The sequence below is a fragment of the Citrobacter sedlakii NBRC 105722 genome (assembly GCF_000759835.1).
Lineage (GTDB): Bacteria > Pseudomonadota > Gammaproteobacteria > Enterobacterales > Enterobacteriaceae > Citrobacter_A > Citrobacter_A sedlakii.
Genome location: NZ_BBNB01000001.1, coordinates 327,228 through 344,620 on the forward strand (window position 1 = coordinate 327,228; position 17,393 = coordinate 344,620).

Below are 17,393 nucleotides of genomic sequence, written 5' to 3' on the forward strand. Positions count from 1 at the left end.
CAACCGGGTGGTTGATTATAAAATAACCCTCAAAATCCAGCGCAGGCACCTTTTTCACTAAGCATCGGAGCGATGTAGAAGGTGGTGCCCGCAAACGCTATAAACAGATCGTGGTATCCTTTTCATGGTGATCCTGGTGTAGTGGCAGGTTTCATTCTGCGTGGGCTGTGGGTCATCTATACTTTCGATGATTTTTCCCTTAACCCGGAGAACACCATGCTCGAACTTCGCCCTGACTGCGAATGCTGCGATCGCGATCTGCCGCCAGAATCAACGGAAGCCTTTATCTGTTCGTTCGAATGTACCTTTTGCAGTGATTGCGTGACTCAGCGGCTTCACGGCAGTTGCCCGAACTGCGGGGGGGAATTGGTTCGACGTCCGGTACGTCCCGCAGCGGCCCTGTTGCAATATCCGGCCTCAACGCAGCGCCGTCATAAACACCGGGCGTAAAACCTTCCTGTTTCAGGTCAGGTTGTTGATTATCCAACACGTTATGTTGTCAACGACTGGCTAACTCCATAAGATGGGTGGCATTAACTCTCTGATGGAGTTCCTGAATTATGTCGCCCACTATTTATGATATTGCCCGCGTTGCGGGTGTGTCGAAGTCGACGGTTTCCCGAGTACTTAATAAGCAAACCAATATATCGCCCGAAGCGCGGGAAAAAGTCCTGCGCGCCATCGACGAATTACAGTATCAGCCCAACAAACTGGCCCGCGCCCTGACCTCCTCTGGCTTTGACGCCATTATGGTCATTTCCACCCGCTCCACCAAAACCACCGCCGGAAATCCGTTCTTCTCTGAAGTGCTGCATGCCATTACCGCCAAGGCCGAAGAAGAAGGTTTCGACGTGATTTTGCAGACGTCACGCAGCAGTGAAGACGACCTGCAAAAATGTGAGAGCAAAATTAAGCAGAAAATGATCAAGGGCATTATTATGCTCAGCTCGCCTGCGGATGAGTCCTTTTTCGCGCGGCTGGATAAATACGATATTCCGGTGGTGGTTATTGGCAAAGTGGAGGGTCAGTACGATCATGTCTATTCTGTCGATACCGATAATTACCGCGACAGCATTGCGCTAACCGATGCGTTGATCAACAGCGGCCACCGGCTTATCGCCTGCCTGCACGCGCCGCTGGATTATCACGTTTCCGTTGACCGGGTGAATGGCTATAAGTCCAGCCTTCAGGCACACCATTTGAAGATCCGCGATGAGTGGATTATCGACGGCGGTTACACCCATGAATCCGCGCTATGCGCCGCCAGGGCCTTGCTGAGCCAGAGCACATTACCGGATGCCGTCTTCGCCACGGACAGCCTGAAATTAATGAGCCTTTATCGTGCGGCAGCGGAATTGAATATTGCCATTCCGCAGCAGCTCGCCGTGGTGGGCTACAGTAATGAAATGCTGTCATTTATTCTGACGCCGCCGCCGGGCGGTATTGATGTGCCAACGCAGGAACTTGGGGAAGAAAGTTGCGCCTTGCTGTTTAAATTAATTCGCGGCAAAAAGGGTCTGCAACATATCACCGTCACGACCCAAATCGCTCTTGCGGGATCGCTGGCGTAAAAACGGGGCGTATTCTGCCCCGTGAGTGAGTGCGTTATCCATAACGCCTGTCAGCGCTGCGCCGCCATCCGGCCGTGCGTTGACAATTAGAAAGCGTAATTCACGCCAACACCGGCGTAGTGGAAATGATCCCGCTCGCCTTCATCGTGATCCTGCCATTCAAACGCATATTCCAGCGTCATGGATAATCCATTCTGGAAATCATAGGCGTACAGCATACCGAGACGGTTGAAATCATGACCTTCGCGTTCGATGTCGTCCTGCCAGTCCCAGTTGCTCCAGCGATCAAGACCAATACGGGTGTATGGCGTCAGCGTGGTGTTGCCTAATGCTACCGGTAGATAGGCGCGAATTTCCTGCGTCGAGAATTCACCGTTGTTCCGCGACTTGTCGATATTGAAACCGCGCTCAAGGTAATAATTGGTCACCAGGGAGAACGTTTCGTTAATATTCCATGTAAAACCCGTCTCCGTTTCGACGCGGCTGTCGGAATAACCGGTTGTCGATAAATCATTAACGAACTGATACAGGGACAACCAGCCGCCAAAGCGCACGTTATCGCTAATCTTAATATCCCAGTCCGGCGACACTTTCCAGCGCTGCATATTCGCAGTGTCTTTACCCGGTTCATTAACGTAGTGATAGCCGTAATTACGGAAACCGCCGGTCAGACCAAAATTGACGTCGTCGCTTTCCAGAAACTGATAACGCACTTCCAGTTCCGGGCGGTCAAACCAGGTGCCGCGCTTACCCGCGCTGTAATCAACCGGCCCTTCCTGATAATACGCCAGCGAGATTTTCCACGGCCCGTTGGCGGCGTTGAAATAGACGGAGGGCTCAGCCAGTCCGTCCATATCTTCACCCTGGCCTTCGACGTTTTCGATTTCATACATGGCGCCGACATTAAAATGCCAGTCATTATTTTCTGCAGCCTGCGCGCAGGCCATTCCTGCGCACATCAGCAGCGCAGTAGAGGACAGTAAGGTTTTCATTATTATTCCTTGTATAAATACAGATAAATAAAATGAGCTAAAGCCAGGAGAACAGGTTCTCCCGGCAAGTTTTCTCGTTAAATAGCGAATTCAGTTTCTGCGTCAAAGAAATGGCATTTCGCCATATCAAAATGAATGGTGATATTGTCTCCTGCGTGATAATCATTAACCGCTCCGGCACGGACCACCAACTCGTCCCCCCCAATGGTGGTGTACAGCATAAATTCCGCGCCGGTCAGTTCTGCGACGCTTATTTTTGCCGCCACGCTATTTTCCTGTTGCGACTCGGGATGAATATCCTCAGGACGAATACCCATCACCACCGCTTTATGTTCGTACCCTTTTGCTCTCAGCCCCTGTAATTTGTCTTCCGGAATGGTTAATTTCAGGGTTTCGGTTACAAACTGATTGCTGTCGATCGCGCCGCGAATAAAATTCATTGCCGGTGAGCCAATAAATCCCGCGACAAACATATTTGCCGGGTGGTTATAGACCGTTTTCGGCGCGCCCACCTGCTGTACTATCCCGTCTTTCATAATGACGATACGCGTCGCCATGGTCATCGCTTCCGTCTGGTCGTGCGTCACGTAGATCATGGTGGTGTTCAGCTTCTGGTGCAGCTTGCTGATTTCCGCGCGCATCTGCACGCGCAGTTTGGCATCGAGGTTCGACAAGGGCTCATCCATCAGGAACACCCCGGCTTCACGCACAATAGCGCGTCCTAACGCTACGCGCTGACGCTGACCGCCGGATAACGCGCCCGGTTTGCGCTTCAGATAGTCCCGCAAGCCAAGGATCTGCGCCGCCCAGTTGACGCGTTCATCAATAATGGTCGGGTCAATCTTCTGCATTTTCAGCCCAAACGCCATGTTGTCGTACACGGACATGTGCGGATACAGCGCGTAGTTCTGAAAGACCATCGCGATATTGCGCGATTTTGCCGGAACATCGTTCATCCGTTTGCCGTCGATCAGCAGATCGCCAGCGCTGATCTCTTCCAGTCCGGCAATCATGCGCAGCGTGGTGGATTTACCACAGCCTGACGGACCGACAAAAACGATGAACTCTTTGTCTTCGATCTCCAGGTTAAAATCTTTCACTACATGAACCTGGTTGTCGTAAATCTTCTGAATATGTTGCAACGAGAGCTGTGCCATAGTGATTCCTTTACTTGTCGTGTTGCCAGAAAGCCGATAAGCACGGCCACGTCAGAGAGTCTGTCGCCGGAAGCAGCAAACCTGCGCCCGTCAAGCCCGAGCCAATGCCTACCGAGCGCATGCCGCTGGCATTGATCGCATCGATTCCAGCCTGTGCGTCTTCGATTCCGATACAGGCCTGCGGCGGTATGCCGAGTCCCTGACACGCGGCGAGGAAAATCGCTGGGTCCGGTTTGGAACGGGCTACTTTTCCGGCATCGGCGCAATAATCAAAAAAGTGTTCAATTTCCAGCGCCCTGAGAATGGTGGGGGCGTTCAGGGAGACTGATGCCAGGCCAATTGCTATCTGTCGCGCGCGCAGTTCGCCGAGCAGTTCACGGATCCCCGGCAGGATGGAATCGGCGGTTAAATCGCGCAGAGAGTGAACGTAAAGCGCATTCTTACGTGCCGCCAGCGCCTCGCGCGCCTGCTCGCTGAATTCCCCCTCTTTCCCGCCGTGACGTAAAATACGCAGCAATGACTCCCCCCGACTTATCCCTTTCAGGGTGTCGTTAAATTCCTCGTCGATCGCGATCCCGATGTCTGCGGCGACCTGTTGCCAGGCAAGGAAATGCAGATGCGCGGTGTCGGTGATCACCCCATCGAGATCGAACACTATCGCCTGTAGTTTCATTCACCCTCCTTTTGTGTGGTAGCGGTCCCATTGGTGGGCAAAATAAAGCCAGCGAGGGAACAGGTCTGCTCACCGTTAACGGTCAGCGCCGTCCCGTTCAGCCATAGGGTCACCGGACGAGTGCTACTGATACGCGCTTCCTGTCTCGACAGCGAAATGCGCAGTTCGCTTCCCTGCCACCGAAGTGGAAAGGTCAGTTGCCGCCAGGCGTCTGGTAACGCAGGGTTAAGGTGCAACTCGCCTTCGCGTACGCTTAATCCGGCGAAGCCCTGGATCGCACCAAGCCAGATCGCTCCCGTTGCCGCCGCATGAATGCCGTCATCGCAGCTGTGCGGATCGTCACCAAGATCGATTAGCGTCCCTTCTCGCCAGAAACGGTAACCTTGTTCGGCATCGCCACAGCGCGCGGACACAATACCGTGAATCGATTTGCTCAATGAGGAATCGTGAATCGTTCGCGGTTCATAGAAGTTCAGGTTGCGCAGGCAGACGTCGGTCGAAAACCGCTCAGGCAGCATGTAGGTCAACATCACGACATCGGCCTGTTTGAGGATCTGCATCTCGTTGACTTCCGCCCGCGAATAATCGAGCAGAATAGTCTGCTTGCCCGCTTTCGCCTTATATGTCGTGAGATCGATGACGGGCTTACTCAGGAAGGTGTCATCCTGCGGCAGTACGCCGTCCTCCCCTGCCTCCGGCAGCCATAGGTGCGCGAGAAAATGCGCGGCGCGATGAAGAAACGCCTCATCCGTGCAGCCAAAGCGGCGGGAAAAACGCAGCGCCTGGGCAACGTTGTAATGCGCCATGTAGTTGGTGAACGCGTTGTTGTTGACGTGCTCGGTATATTCATCCGGGCCAATCACGTCATGAATTTCCAGCCGTCCGTTGACGTCTGTCGCACGACTCATCCAGAACCGCGCTGTTTCCTGGAGCAGCGTCAGCCCTTCGCGTGCCATAAACTGGTCATCGCCCGTTGCCTGCCAGTAAGCGACCACCGCCCATGCGATATCAGCGACCAGGTGATGTTCCGCCAGCGCGGAAGCCACCTTCTGACGCAGCCCGGTCCGGATGTTAATGGCCGCGTATTCCGGAGTCTCTTCTTCGCCGCTGCGGGCACTCTCCCAGGGAAACAGCGCGCCATGCCAGCCATTGCGCCGCGCTTTTTCACGGGCGCCCGGCAGGTTGTGCCAGCGGTAGCGCAGAAGATTGCGCGCCACTTCCGACTCGGTAAACAGGTGGAACGGCAGTAAAAAGACTTCGGTATCCCAGAACACATGGCCTTTGTAGCCTTCGCCGGTCATGCCTTTCGCACCGATGCTGCTGCGCTCGTCATGGGCTGGCGTCATGCTTCGCAGATGATAGAGCGCAAAATCCAGCGCCCGCTGATCCGCATTGTCATGGCTGGCGACCTCGACCCGACAGCGCTGCCACCAGTCGCCCCAGTTGGCGGCGGACTCCGTCAGTAAGGCCTCATAACCCTGCAGCGCGCAATTTTCCAGCGCGCGTCGTCCCTGGCGGGCCCAGGTATCCAGTGACAGATTGCGACTGCTGGTCCACTCAATCCAGGTGAACTTTTCCAGCGTCAACCGTTCGCCCTGGGCGACCTGCGCGGTGTTATGCTGCAACAGGCGACGCTCTTTCGCCGTAAAACAGGACTGCACCTCGCCCTGCACGCGACACCAGGTCGAGACAGAAATATCGCTGCGGCCATCCTGGGTGGAATAAATGCCTTGCAGAAGATGCTGGCCAAACACCCGCACCTGCGTTTCATCCAGATGCTGGCGGCCATGGTTGGTCTGAGTGGCGTCGATGCCGGTGGACACAGATACCGTCGCCGCCGCGTCCAGCGGCGTGATGGACAGTTGCATCGCCACCAGCGGCAGTTGCGTCACGGAAGCGAAGCGGCGGCTCTCGATGGCGAAACGCGCGCCGCCGGGCGCGCGCCAGACCAGTGCGCGCGTCAGCTCGCCACAGCTAACATCCAGTTCGCGCCGCCAGCTTTCAATCGTGCCGCTAAGCAGGGAGAAAATGTCCCCGTTCAGCTGAATATCGACGCCAATCACATCCGGCAGGTTCACCAGTTCATTGATTTCCCCCTTGCCGGCCCGGTGATAAAGTCCGGCAAGATACATCCCGCGCGTCTGCTGCGTGTAGCCTTCTTCGTGGCTGGCGCGGATCCCCAGATAACCGTTGCCTGTCGCCATCAGCGAGGCGTATTTATTCAGGCTGTGCGGGCAAAAACCCGGATCGGATAACATCACTGGTTTACTCATAATTCAACGCACATCCCTGTTTCGGCAGATTCATACAGCGCCGCGACCAGCTGTTGGATCACAAAGCCCTGCTCGGCGTCGGCGATGGTGACCGGTTCACCCTGAACGTGGTTCACGAAAGCTTCCATACTGCGATAATGGCGTTGATCATCGGCGCGCTCCCGCTGCGTCAGAATAGTCAGTTCGCCGTTGTGATCGGTGTAGACCTGCGCCGGGAACAGCGTTGCGCCTGCTTTATCGCCGCAAAAATTCACATTCATTATTGATTGTTCAGGAATATTCAGTGCAAAAGAGGTTTCGAGGCGCAGAATACTGCCGTTATGAAATTCAATGGTGCCGAATAGCGAATCTTCCACGGTATAGGTCTTGGGATCCCATTCGCCGAACTGGCCGTTATTTTTCCGGGTGCCGATCTTCTGAAAGCTGTGCGCGGTAACGCGTTTCACCAGCGGGAATCCCAGAACGTACATTGCCGCATCCAGCATATGTACGCCAAGGTCGATCAACGGACCGCCGCCCTGGAGCGCTTTATTAGTAAAGACGCCCCAGCCGGGCACGCCGCAGCGGCGCAGCGCTCTGGCATTGGTAACATAAATTTCGCCGAGCACGCCTGCCGTCACCTGCTCGCGTAACAGTTGCGTGTCGAGAGCAAAACGGTGATGGAAATCATACGCCAGTACTTTGCCCATCCGGCGCGCGGTATTGCACATTTCCAGCGCCTGTTCCGGGGTCATGGCCGGGGGTTTTTCGCACATCACGTGGCAACCGGCTTCCAGCGCCATCATGGTATGTTCATAGTGAAAACGGTTTGGCGAACAGATACTCACGATATCCGGCTTTACGCTTTGCAGCATGCGCTGCGGATCGTCCCAGACCTGCGCATGACCGTATTTTTCTGCCAGCGATTGTGCCTGAGACAGGCGGCTGTCACAGACAGCCACCAGTTCCAGATCCTCGCGGGTGCAGTAGTACGAAGCATGAACCTTATCCGCTACCTGTCCTGCGCCAATAATGGCCACACGCAGCGGGGAGCTTGTCATTGCACTTTTCACGGAAACCTCTTAGCAGGTACGCAACCAGGCCAAAGACTGACGGTAGGCTTCCGGCAGGTTATCCGCCCGGACGCGCCCTTCGTACACCACATAGCCCTGATACTGATCCGCGCGCAGTTGGTCGAACAGCATTTTGAAATTCAGCGTGCCGGTCCCCGGTTGATAGCGGTGGTTGTCAGCAATATGCACGTGCCCCAGCAGGTCGCGGTTATCGTGCAGCGCCTTCGCCATATCGTCTTCTTCAATATTCATGTGGTAGAAATCACCGATGATCTGCACGTGCTTCAGGTCGTTCTCCACGATGTAACGACGTGCATCCGCCAGCGTGTTGATCATGTGATCCTGATAGCGGTTAAGCGGCTCCAGATAAACGACCGTCCCGGTGCGTTCTGCCACTTTGTCGAGATAACGCAGTGAATCGCTGACCATTTTGCGGTCGCCTTCCAGGCTGCGCGGCGAGGTCATCGGCGGCAGACGGAAGGTGAACATTCCCCAGGCTGCCGGGACGATGATCCCTTGCCCGCCGACTTCAGCCAGCGCTTCCAGAATGCGCTCAATCTGCTTAAGACCGTTCAGACGACGCTCTTCAATAAAGTCGCCAATCCAGCCGTCGTAGCCGCCGCAGGCCGTGGTCACCGGCAGGCCGGTTTCTTTGATTGCCGCTTTGACTTCGTCGAGGTTGTTGACCAGCAGTTTGCCGTCGATTTCGAAGCCGTCGAAGCCCATCTCTTTGATATAACGAAACTTCTCCAGAATGTTTTCCGGAAAAAATGCCTGATTCTGCGTTCCAATTTTCATTTTTGTCGTCCTGTCCCTTAAAACGTCACGCCCATTTTGATGCTCTTTTCCGGATGTCTGTCGACGTACTGCATATAGCTTTCCGGGCTGTCTGCGAACGTCACCACCGGGTCGATCAGGTCTTCGCAGTTCAGATACCCATTCATCAGCAGTTCCCAGCAGGTTTCTTCGATACGTTTACGGCTCCAGCGCGGATAGTCCGGATTCGGTTCGCTACAGGCGCGCGAGAAGACGATTTTGGCGTTGTTGAAGTGCGCTTCGCGACCGAGGTTGAACCCTTCGGCGAATGGTTTCGCGAAAGCGACGTAGGAGATAGTGCCACCGTAGGCCAGTCCGCGCAGCGCGGACTGCAACGCGTCAGCATAACCGCTGGTTTCGATGATCACATCAGCGCCCTGCTTACCGGTCAGCTTTTTGATCTCCATCCCCACGTCGGTGCCGATTGGGTTAAGGCAGAAATCGGCGCCATGACGACGGGCGATATCACAACGATGGGCGATCGGGTCAACGCCAATCACCACGGACGCGCCCGCTTTTTTCGCCAGTTGCACCGCGATCTGACCAATGGCGCCGAGCCCGACGATCACCACGAAGTCGCCCACACGCACGTTCGCATCGCGCACGCCGCTCATCGCAAACTGCGCTGGGTCGTAACACACGGCATTTTTCCACGAACGACCTGCCGGCATTTTGCGCAGCTTGTAATTATTCACTGCATTGATGATGACCGTTTCGGACAACGGACCGTAGCCGCAGACGCTGTCGCCCACCGCATAGTCGGTGACGCTGCTGCCGCATTCGATAATGTCGCCAACGATCATATTGCCAAGCTGGAACTTGCCAAATTCGATACCTCGCGGCGCGCCTTCCGGACGCGGCATAAACATCTGCCACTCACCGTTGAAATCTTCGTCAATAAACGGGCTGGCGGCGCGAAAGTCGACCACTTCCGTACCGTGCTTCGGCGCGCCAAAGCGCACGCGGATCCGCACCTCATGAGCCTCAATAGCCCGGTCTTCATATTCCACCAGTGCCGCCACGCGCGGCGCTGTTGCGACTAACTTTTTCATCTACAACTCCTTGATTAAAAACTGGCCGCCTTAGCCCTTCACGCCACCAGCGGTCAAACCACTCTTAATAAAACGTTCGGAAAGCGCATACATAATGACGACAGGCAGTGCCGTCACCAGCGACGCCGCCATCATGCGTCCCCAGATGTAATCTGGCGTGCTGAACAGGGTGTTCAGTCCCACCGGCAACGTGAAGTTGCTGGCGCTGGAGAGGAAAATGGAGGCAAACAGATAGTCGTTCCACGCCACCATGAAGCAGTAGACAAAGACCGACACCAGCCCCGACATCGCCAGCGGAACGGTAATACGGAAAATAATTTGCAGACGGTTCAACCCATCCATCATCGCCGCTTCTTCGATCTCATCCGGAATGGTGTCGAAGTAGCTTTTCAGCATGAACACGGCGGTCGGCAGGGTCTGGGTCACCATTGTGACGATCAACGCCATTTCGGTGTCGTAAATCCCGAGCGCGGTGATGATCTTGAACAGCGGCACCACCAGCAAAATGCCGGAGAACATGTACACTGTGTAAAAGCTGGCGTTGATGGTCATCCGCCCTTTAAAGCGCAGGCGGGAGAGCGCATACGCGCCCAGCGTCCCCAGAAACACGGCCACGACCGACGACACCACCGACACCACCAGGCTGTTGCGGAAGTAATCGACAAAAGGAAAAATCAGCGGGTTAAAAATGTCGACATAGTGTTCCAGCGTCCACTGCTGCGGCAACAGCGTCGGATGCAGCGAAATCGCCTCTTTCGCGCTTTTGAACGACGTCATCAGCATCACGAAAAAAGGAAACAGCGTGATAATAAGAAAGACGATCAGGCCGCAGTAAAAAACGACACGTCCGAGTTTGCGTTTATTTGTTGCCATTGAGGTTCACCCGTTTTCTGGTCAGCAAAATGACGGCGAAGATAATGATGAAAAGCACCACCGAGATCGCTGCCGCTTTCCCTAAGTCATTAAAGGCAAAGGCCGTTTTGTAGAGATAGACCCCGAGAATATCGACCTTGGTGGTCAACAGATACACGTCGGCGAACATGTAGAACATCCAGATGGTGCGCAGCGTAATCACCGTCGCCAGTACGGGCATAATCGCTGGCAGCGTGACAATGCGAAAACGTTGCCAGGCATTAGCGCCGTCCATTTCCGCCGCTTCGTACAGTGACTTATCAATGGTCTGCAAAATCGCCAGAAACGAGATAAACGCATACGGGAAGTAGCGCCAGATGGCGAACAACACCACCAGCACAAAACTGCTGCCGGGATTGTCGAACCACAGCGGCGCCTGATCGTAGAGATGCAGCAGATCCACGCCGAGATAGTTCACAATGCCGTAGCCGTTGTTGAACATGTACTTCCAGGCGAACACCAGCGAAATCGACGGCGTCACGTAGGAGAGGATCACCAGTGAACGCGCCGTCTTGCGCAGGCGGAATTCACGGTTGAAGAACATCGCTACGCCCAGCCCGAGCACGGTACTGCCTGCCACCACCAGCGCGGTGTACCACACCGTCATCCACAGCGAATGCCAGAATCCGGGATCGGAAAGGATGCGAATGTAGTTGCTCAACCCCACAAAGGTGGCGTCGATGCGCGGGTTTAGCGGCAAGCGCAAAAAGCTGATTTCGATGTTCGATATCATCGGCCAGGCCACCAGGCCGCCCAGCAGCAACAGGCTGGGCGCCAGGAGCAGCAGCGCAAAAGGCATATCGGATCGACCTGAAAATAATCGGGTCATAACTGCGTTCCTCTTAGCCATTAACGCTGCTCAATCAGGGTATCCAGTTTTTTCTGGCTTTCCTGAAGCGTTGAGGACAGATCAGCTTTGCCGACTGTCACGTTATGCACCATCGAACTGACGACACCGGATCCCGTCACATCGCCCATACGGGTAAAGTTTTTGTCCCCTACCGCGCCAAACACCTGAATGTTCGGCAGTTCCGCAATCAGTTGCCCCGGCAGCTCGCCTAGCGCTTTGATGACGCCGTTGTCCTGCCAGGTTTTGGTGCCCACCACCGCTTTGTTCACCGGCAGCGCCGCGCCCGGCGACATCATCACCCAGTCGGCGATGTTGTCGGCTTGTTCCATGAACGCGACAAATTTCTCGGCCGCTTCGGTTTCTTCTTCTTTCTGGCCGCTGGTAATGGTCAGCGAAGTCAACATGCCGTAAACCGCCGACGTCTCTTCGGTTGGCACCACAAACCCGATGTTCTGCGGATCGCCCTCCTTCATGATGGCTGGCAGAATATACGTCGAATACATCGCCATTGGCGCGGTGCCGTTCATGAAAGCGTCTTTCACCTCCATGATGTCGTTGGAGCCTGGCATGGTATTGGCTGCCAGATCGCGGTAATAGCTCAGCGCACGGGTCATCTCCGGCGTGTTGAGCGTGATGTGTCCCTCAGCGTTAAACACATTCGCTTTATTTGAGAGCGCGAACTGGGAGAAAGACTGCTCGGTCAGCACGCTTTCCGCGGTGGGCAACGCGATGCCATATTTCTTATGCGCCGGATCGTTCAGGGTCTGGGCGACATTCAGCAGATCCTGCCAGTTTTTCGGTTCGTTGAGTCCGGCGTTAGCCAGCACGTCTTTGCGATACCAGATGCCGCCGATCCAGGCGCTCACCGGCACCCCGGTCCACGCGCTGCCGTCTTCAGTGCGGACAATCCGCAGCACCCCGTCATAAAAAGCATTTTCGCCCACGGTCTGGATGACATTCGTCACCGCTTCCCGGTCAATGAGCTGCTCTTTGTCCATCACTTTCGCGTAGTCATGGCTGGTTTCGATCACTTCCGGCAGTGACCCGCTTCTCGCAAGCGTAATGACCTTTGTGTTATAGGCGTCTTCTTCCACCGGAACCTGCTTCACGGTGATCTCAGGATTCGCTTTTTCAAACCGTTCAATAAGCGTAGTAATAACGGCCTGACGCTCCTGTTCGACAGACGAGTGCATAAATTCAATCGTCACATGGTCGGGTTTATCTTCCTTACAGCCTGAAATCAGGGCGCAGGAAACCAGTGCTGATAACAGCACAATTTTTGTTTTAAGCATCAGATGTTCCTTTTATTTTTTAATCCACATAACCTGCCAGGGTTGCAGCGTTAATGTTTCGCCGGAAACCAGGGTTTCCGTCATTAAATCGATGCCGGAGTTTACCCCCGCGTCAACGGTCTGAATGCAATCACTGAAGTTAAATAAAGCCGTGATTTTTTCGTCGGTATTCGCCGCGCGAACGATTTTCATTACCGCAGGCGTAATACTGCAAATGGTAAAATCACTTTCCGGATGGAAGGCGTGATTATTTCGGCGAATCTTCACCAGCCGCGATAAAGATTGATATACCTGATGACGCAGCGAATCCTCTGCCATTAATTCATTTTCAATCGCTTCTCGCTGATATTTCTTACGGTTAATCGCCCGGTTATAACCTAATTTTTCCACGCCTTCGTAATCATTACGTGAGCCGAGAATACTTTGAATATAGATGGCCGGCACACCCGGAAAGGTCAATAACAACGCATGAGCCAGCATAAATTTCGCCAGACGTTGTGAATCGCTGCTGTCGCGCGAACTTAACGCATCCATGTAGGTGACATTGATTTCATACGGGCTGCGCGTACCGTCCGGGTTATTCTTCCAGTTAACCAACGCCCCTTGTTTTTGCAGGTCGGCGACTAACGCTAAAATATCGTCTTCCGGCAGCAATCCGCGTAGCGGATTCAGACCAATGCCATCGTGAGAGGCAAGGAAGTTAAACCAGGTGGTCTGCTGTGACGGCAGCGTCAGCGACTGCGCCCACTGACTGAGCGCGCGGGTGTCCTGGCGGTGCACGGCGTGCAGAACCAGCGGCGGCAGCGAAAACTGATAGACCATGTGGGCTTCGTCCAGCCCGTTGCCCAGATAGGAAATGTTGTCTTTATGCGGAACGTTGGTTTCCGTGATAATTGCCGTGCCAGGCGCGACGTCATCGGCGATAGCGCGAAACAGCTTTATCAACCGGTGGGTCTTTTCCAGATGAATGCAGCTTGTGCCCGGCGTTTTCCACATAAAGCCTACTGCGTCGAGACGCACATAATCAGCCCCGTGTTCAAGGTAAGTCAGCAGCACGTCGACCATCGCCAGCAATACATCCGGATTGGCATAGTTGAGGTCGATCTGATCTTCGCTGAAGGTGGTCCATAAATGACGCACGCTATTATCTTTCAGAGTAAACGGCGTCAGCAGCGGTAATGCGCGCGGACGCGTGACCGCGCTCAGATCGGTCTGCGGATCCATTTCAATAAAGAATTGTTCAAATCCCGGCGTCTGCTGTAAATAATGTGCGAACCACTCGCTTTTCGCCGACATATGATTACAGACAAAATCAAACATCAATTGACAGGATTTATTTAACGCCGCGATATCCTGCCAGTCCCCTGTTTCTTCGGCGACCTTATAATAATCGATGACCGAGAAACCATCGTCAGAAGACCAGGGATAAAAGGGCAGCAGATGGACATGGGAGAATATTGACGCCAACCACCGGGAATAGAACCGATTAAATGTAGGCAGTGGTTTTTCTTTTTCACTGTGAAATTGGTCGGCGTAAGTAATCAACACCACATCGCTTTCATCCCAGTGTGGTTTACGCTTTTTCGTAATAACCTTTCGCGCGTTTTCTATTCGCGCGTTGAGCATTTCATCATGACGATGCGTCCATGAATCTTCACAGACAAAACTGAGGCATTCCTGAATTTTGTGCTTCACTTGATTTTTCCGTGGTAGCGGTCCCATGACGCAAGAGACTACTCCCGGTAAAATTAGCTGTCAATGCAGGACACGGGGTTTTCGCGGCGAAAAAAAACCATTTTGGCAGCCCAAAAATCGTATTTGTGAGCTGCCGCAAATTAATTTTTAAATTGTGATTTATTTGTTACGGACCGGGCGGCCCGTAATCGACAGGATTAATTTTTGGAATAACGTTTTGATATTTTTGCAGCCATCCGGCTTAATAAGGGTTCAAGCGCGAGCGCCAGCAACATTTTCAGCGGACGACGGGCGACGGACTTCACTGCCCAGCCCGCCACACCTGCCGGACCGTAACGCAGCGCCGTCAGAAGTACCAGCTTACCTGCTATTTTCATACCGGGTTTCACCTTTTGCCCGGCGCGTTGCCAGCGATTATTCATCTTAGCCCTCACTGAATTCATTACAGCTGACGGAAACGGCTACGTAACGTAAACGTATCCGAGGTGACATAGCGCTCCATCTCACGCAGGCGCTTCTCCCCCGCCGCCAGCTCTTTATCAACCGCGTCCAGCAGTTCTCCGCTGGTAGGCTGGTTTTCGACTGCGGCCAGGTTGTCCGGCATCGGATCAAGCACAAAAGACAGCACGATGTAGGCAACCAGGGTAAAGAATGCCAGACCAAAAAAGATCGACAGCACCACCAGAATGCGCACCAGTTTCACCGGCACGTCGAGGTATTGCGCGATGCCCGCGCACACGCCGCGTACCATCCCTTGTTGGGGGATGCGCCATAATTTTTTGTTCAGGTTAATGCCTCCCATTAACGTTCCCTCCAGTTCGGATGTTCCGCGTCAAGAATCGCTTCCAGCGCCTGAATACGTTCACGCATTCGTCTGGCGTCGTCGGTAAGTTGGACTAAACGCTGTTGCTCGCTCTGCGAGAGTTCGCCGCGACCGGAACGGTTGCTGTAATGCAGCCATAACCAAATCGGCAGCACAAACAGCACGAAAATGGTTAGCGGAATGGCCAGAAATAGCGCGCTCATGTGTACTCCTTACAGGTGATGAGCGGCGGCGCGTTCGGGCGCCGCCAGGTATTATTATTGCTTGTCTTGCTGCATTTTGGCTTTCAGTTGCGCCAGTTGCTCGCCGATCTCATCATCGGCTTTCAGGTCAGCGAACTGCTGGTCCAGCGTCGGTTTCTTCCCAAAGCTGTGGCTTTCCGCTTCAGCTTCCATTTGATCGATGCGACGTTCAAAAGATTCAAAGCGCGCCATCGCTTCATCGATCTTGCCGCTGTCGAGCTGGCGGCGAACATCGCGGGAAGAACTGGCCGCCTGATGGCGCAACATCAACGCCTGCTGGCGGGCGCGGGTTTCGCTGAGTTTATTTTCCAGCTCGCCAATCTCTTTCTTCATGCGCGTCAGCGTATCTTCCACCAGCGCCACTTCCTGCTCGAGCGTCACGATCAGATCGGTCAACTTCTGTTTTTCGATCAGCGCGGCACGCGCCAGGTCGTCTTTATCTTTACGCAGCGCCAGCTCCGCTTTTTCCTGCCACTCGGTCTGCTGCGCAGTGGCCTGCTCAATACGGCGGGATAGCTGTTTCTTTTCTGCCAGCGCGCGAGCGGAATTGGAACGAACTTCAACCAGTGTGTCTTCCATCTCCTGAATCATCAGGCGAACCAGCTTCTGCGGATCTTCCGCTTTTTCAAGCAGCGCGTTGATGTTGGCGTTCACGATGTCGGCAAAACGAGAAAAAATACCCATAATTCAGTCCTCATATTTTTTGATGTCGGGCGATGCCCTGCTGAATGTGTAATACAATCCTCGTGCCAACTTTTTAACTCACTGAAATACCAAGTAACGTACAGTTTTACCTCGGCACAAAAACAGCGTAAAGTGGTGAAATACACCAACAAGTGGCGAAATTCATCATGGCAGAATACAAAGACAATCTTTTAGGTGAGGCCAACAGTTTTCTCGAGGTCCTCGAACAGGTTTCACGTCTGGCGCCACTGGATAAACCGGTCCTGATCATCGGTGAACGCGGCACCGGTAAAGAGCTTATCGCTAACCGCCTGCATTATCTCTCTTCCCGTTGGCAGGGGCCGTTTATTTCTCTCAATTGCGCCGCGCTCAATGAAAATTTGCTCGACAGCGAACTGTTCGGTCACGAAGCTGGCGCATTTACCGGGGCGCAAAAACGGCATCCCGGTCGCTTTGAACGCGCCGATGGCGGGACATTGTTTTTGGATGAGCTCGCCACCGCGCCGATGCTGGTGCAGGAAAAGCTGCTCCGCGTCATTGAATACGGTGAACTGGAGCGTGTCGGCGGCAGCCAGCCATTACAGGTGAACGTGCGGCTGGTCTGTGCGACCAATGCCGACCTACCGGCGATGGTGAAAGAAGGCACATTCCGCGCAGACCTGCTGGATCGCCTGGCGTTTGATGTTGTGCAATTGCCGCCTCTGCGCGAACGGCAGGCCGATATCATGCTGATGGCGGAACATTTTGCCATTCAGATGTGCCGTGAAATACGCCTGCCGTTATTCCCTGGTTTCACCGACCGCGCCAGAGAAACGCTGATGACCTACGCCTGGCCCGGTAACATCCGTGAATTAAAAAACGTCGTTGAACGTTCTGTATACCGTCATGGCACCAGCGACGCGCCGCTCGATGAGATCATTCTCGATCCGTTCAAACGTGAGGAAAACCGCCTCCCGTCACAGACTGACGCTCCCGCGTCGGTCCCCTCCCTGCCCCTGGATTTGCGCGAATATCAGCAACAGCAGGAAAAAAACCTGCTGCAACTGAGCCTGCAGCAGGCGAAATTTAATCAGAAACGGGCGGCTGAACTGCTCGGTCTGACCTACCACCAGCTGCGTGCGTTGCTTAAAAAGCATCAGATTTAGCGTTTTCACGGCGAATTTGCGCAGTTTTGCGTCAGTTACCTACAGCCATTTTTACCTGACGGGCCGAAGTGCGATACACTTTGCAAATCGAATCTCAAAACCTTAAAAATTATTTTTTAACGCCCCTTAGAAATCAACATTTCATTATTAAAAATAGAGTTATA

General features: G+C 54.0%; 18 protein-coding genes. 3 read left to right on the forward strand and 15 right to left on the reverse strand.

The window, feature by feature from the left end:
- The first annotated feature begins 216 nt into the window (after positions 1-216).
- Both CSE01S_RS22015 and CSE01S_RS01545 read left to right on the forward strand, forming a co-directional pair.
- The gene (locus CSE01S_RS22015; RefSeq protein ID WP_072014946.1) at positions 217-450 is read left to right on the forward strand and encodes a DUF1272 domain-containing protein; all 234 of its coding nucleotides are present in this window, start codon (positions 217-219) and stop codon (positions 448-450) included.
- 110 nt (positions 451-560) lie between these two features.
- Positions 561-1,571: a LacI family DNA-binding transcriptional regulator gene (locus tag CSE01S_RS01545; protein WP_042283323.1), complete on the forward strand. Its 1,011-nt coding sequence runs from the start codon at positions 561-563 to the stop codon at positions 1,569-1,571.
- An 86-nt stretch (positions 1,572-1,657) separates the two neighbouring features.
- Here CSE01S_RS01545 and CSE01S_RS01550 read toward each other — a convergent pair whose 3' ends face one another.
- From CSE01S_RS01550 to pspA, 15 genes are all read right to left on the reverse strand, one after another.
- Entirely contained in the window at positions 1,658-2,563 is a 906-nt protein-coding gene (locus CSE01S_RS01550) for an OmpG family monomeric porin (protein WP_042283326.1), read from the reverse strand.
- Between the two features lie 77 nt (positions 2,564-2,640).
- The gene (locus tag CSE01S_RS01555) at positions 2,641-3,720 is read right to left on the reverse strand and encodes an ABC transporter ATP-binding protein (protein WP_042283328.1); all 1,080 of its coding nucleotides are present in this window, start codon (positions 3,718-3,720) and stop codon (positions 2,641-2,643) included.
- A 10-nt stretch (positions 3,721-3,730) separates the two neighbouring features.
- A complete protein-coding gene (gene pgmB, locus CSE01S_RS01560) occupies positions 3,731-4,393 on the reverse strand; it encodes a beta-phosphoglucomutase (RefSeq protein ID WP_042283331.1) in 663 nt (220 codons plus the stop codon).
- The gene (locus CSE01S_RS01565) at positions 4,390-6,666 is read right to left on the reverse strand and encodes a glycoside hydrolase family 65 protein (RefSeq protein ID WP_072014931.1); all 2,277 of its coding nucleotides are present in this window, start codon (positions 6,664-6,666) and stop codon (positions 4,390-4,392) included. The genes pgmB and CSE01S_RS01565 overlap by 4 nt, the downstream gene beginning before the upstream one ends.
- A complete protein-coding gene (gene ycjS / locus CSE01S_RS01570; RefSeq protein ID WP_042283333.1) occupies positions 6,663-7,718 on the reverse strand; it encodes a D-glucoside 3-dehydrogenase in 1,056 nt (351 codons plus the stop codon). The genes CSE01S_RS01565 and ycjS overlap by 4 nt, the downstream gene beginning before the upstream one ends.
- A 9-nt stretch (positions 7,719-7,727) precedes the next feature.
- Positions 7,728-8,516, reverse strand: coding sequence for a 3-dehydro-D-guloside 4-epimerase (gene ycjR / locus CSE01S_RS01575; RefSeq protein WP_042283336.1), 789 nt, complete (start codon positions 8,514-8,516; stop codon positions 7,728-7,730).
- Positions 8,517-8,533: 17 nt separating this feature from the next.
- The gene (ycjQ, locus tag CSE01S_RS01580; RefSeq protein WP_042283340.1) at positions 8,534-9,586 is read right to left on the reverse strand and encodes a D-guloside 3-dehydrogenase; all 1,053 of its coding nucleotides are present in this window, start codon (positions 9,584-9,586) and stop codon (positions 8,534-8,536) included.
- 30 nt (positions 9,587-9,616) lie between these two features.
- Positions 9,617-10,459: a carbohydrate ABC transporter permease gene (locus tag CSE01S_RS01585; protein WP_042283344.1), complete on the reverse strand. Its 843-nt coding sequence runs from the start codon at positions 10,457-10,459 to the stop codon at positions 9,617-9,619.
- A complete protein-coding gene (locus CSE01S_RS01590) occupies positions 10,446-11,327 on the reverse strand; it encodes a carbohydrate ABC transporter permease (protein WP_042283345.1) in 882 nt (293 codons plus the stop codon). Before CSE01S_RS01590 ends, CSE01S_RS01585 begins: the two co-directional genes overlap by 14 nt.
- Positions 11,328-11,347: 20 nt before the next feature.
- Positions 11,348-12,640 carry an ABC transporter substrate-binding protein gene (locus CSE01S_RS01595; protein ID WP_042283349.1) on the reverse strand — a complete coding sequence of 431 codons (1,293 nt, stop codon included), beginning with the start codon at positions 12,638-12,640 and terminating at the stop codon, positions 11,348-11,350.
- A 12-nt stretch (positions 12,641-12,652) separates the two neighbouring features.
- A complete protein-coding gene (locus CSE01S_RS01600; RefSeq protein ID WP_392397373.1) occupies positions 12,653-14,335 on the reverse strand; it encodes a sugar phosphorylase in 1,683 nt (560 codons plus the stop codon).
- Positions 14,336-14,532: 197 nt separating this feature from the next.
- Complete coding sequence (gene pspD / locus CSE01S_RS01605; protein ID WP_042283355.1) at positions 14,533-14,757, reverse strand: phage shock protein PspD; 225 nt, start codon at positions 14,755-14,757, stop codon at positions 14,533-14,535.
- A 20-nt stretch (positions 14,758-14,777) separates the two neighbouring features.
- On the reverse strand, positions 14,778-15,137 hold the full coding sequence (gene pspC, locus CSE01S_RS01610) for an envelope stress response membrane protein PspC (RefSeq protein WP_042283357.1): 360 nt from the start codon (positions 15,135-15,137) through the stop codon (positions 14,778-14,780).
- Positions 15,137-15,361 (reverse strand): envelope stress response membrane protein PspB, encoded by a 225-nt coding sequence (gene pspB / locus CSE01S_RS01615; protein WP_042283359.1) that lies wholly within the window; start codon positions 15,359-15,361, stop codon positions 15,137-15,139. The genes pspC and pspB overlap by 1 nt, the downstream gene beginning before the upstream one ends.
- A gap of 54 nt (positions 15,362-15,415) precedes the next feature.
- Positions 15,416-16,084, reverse strand: a complete 669-nt coding sequence (gene pspA / locus CSE01S_RS01620; RefSeq protein WP_042283362.1) for a phage shock protein PspA — start codon at positions 16,082-16,084, stop codon at positions 15,416-15,418.
- Between the two features lie 167 nt (positions 16,085-16,251).
- Between pspA and pspF the strand changes: the two genes are divergently transcribed.
- The gene (gene pspF / locus CSE01S_RS01625; protein WP_042283365.1) at positions 16,252-17,229 is read left to right on the forward strand and encodes a phage shock protein operon transcriptional activator; all 978 of its coding nucleotides are present in this window, start codon (positions 16,252-16,254) and stop codon (positions 17,227-17,229) included.
- Positions 17,230-17,393 lie beyond the last annotated feature (164 nt).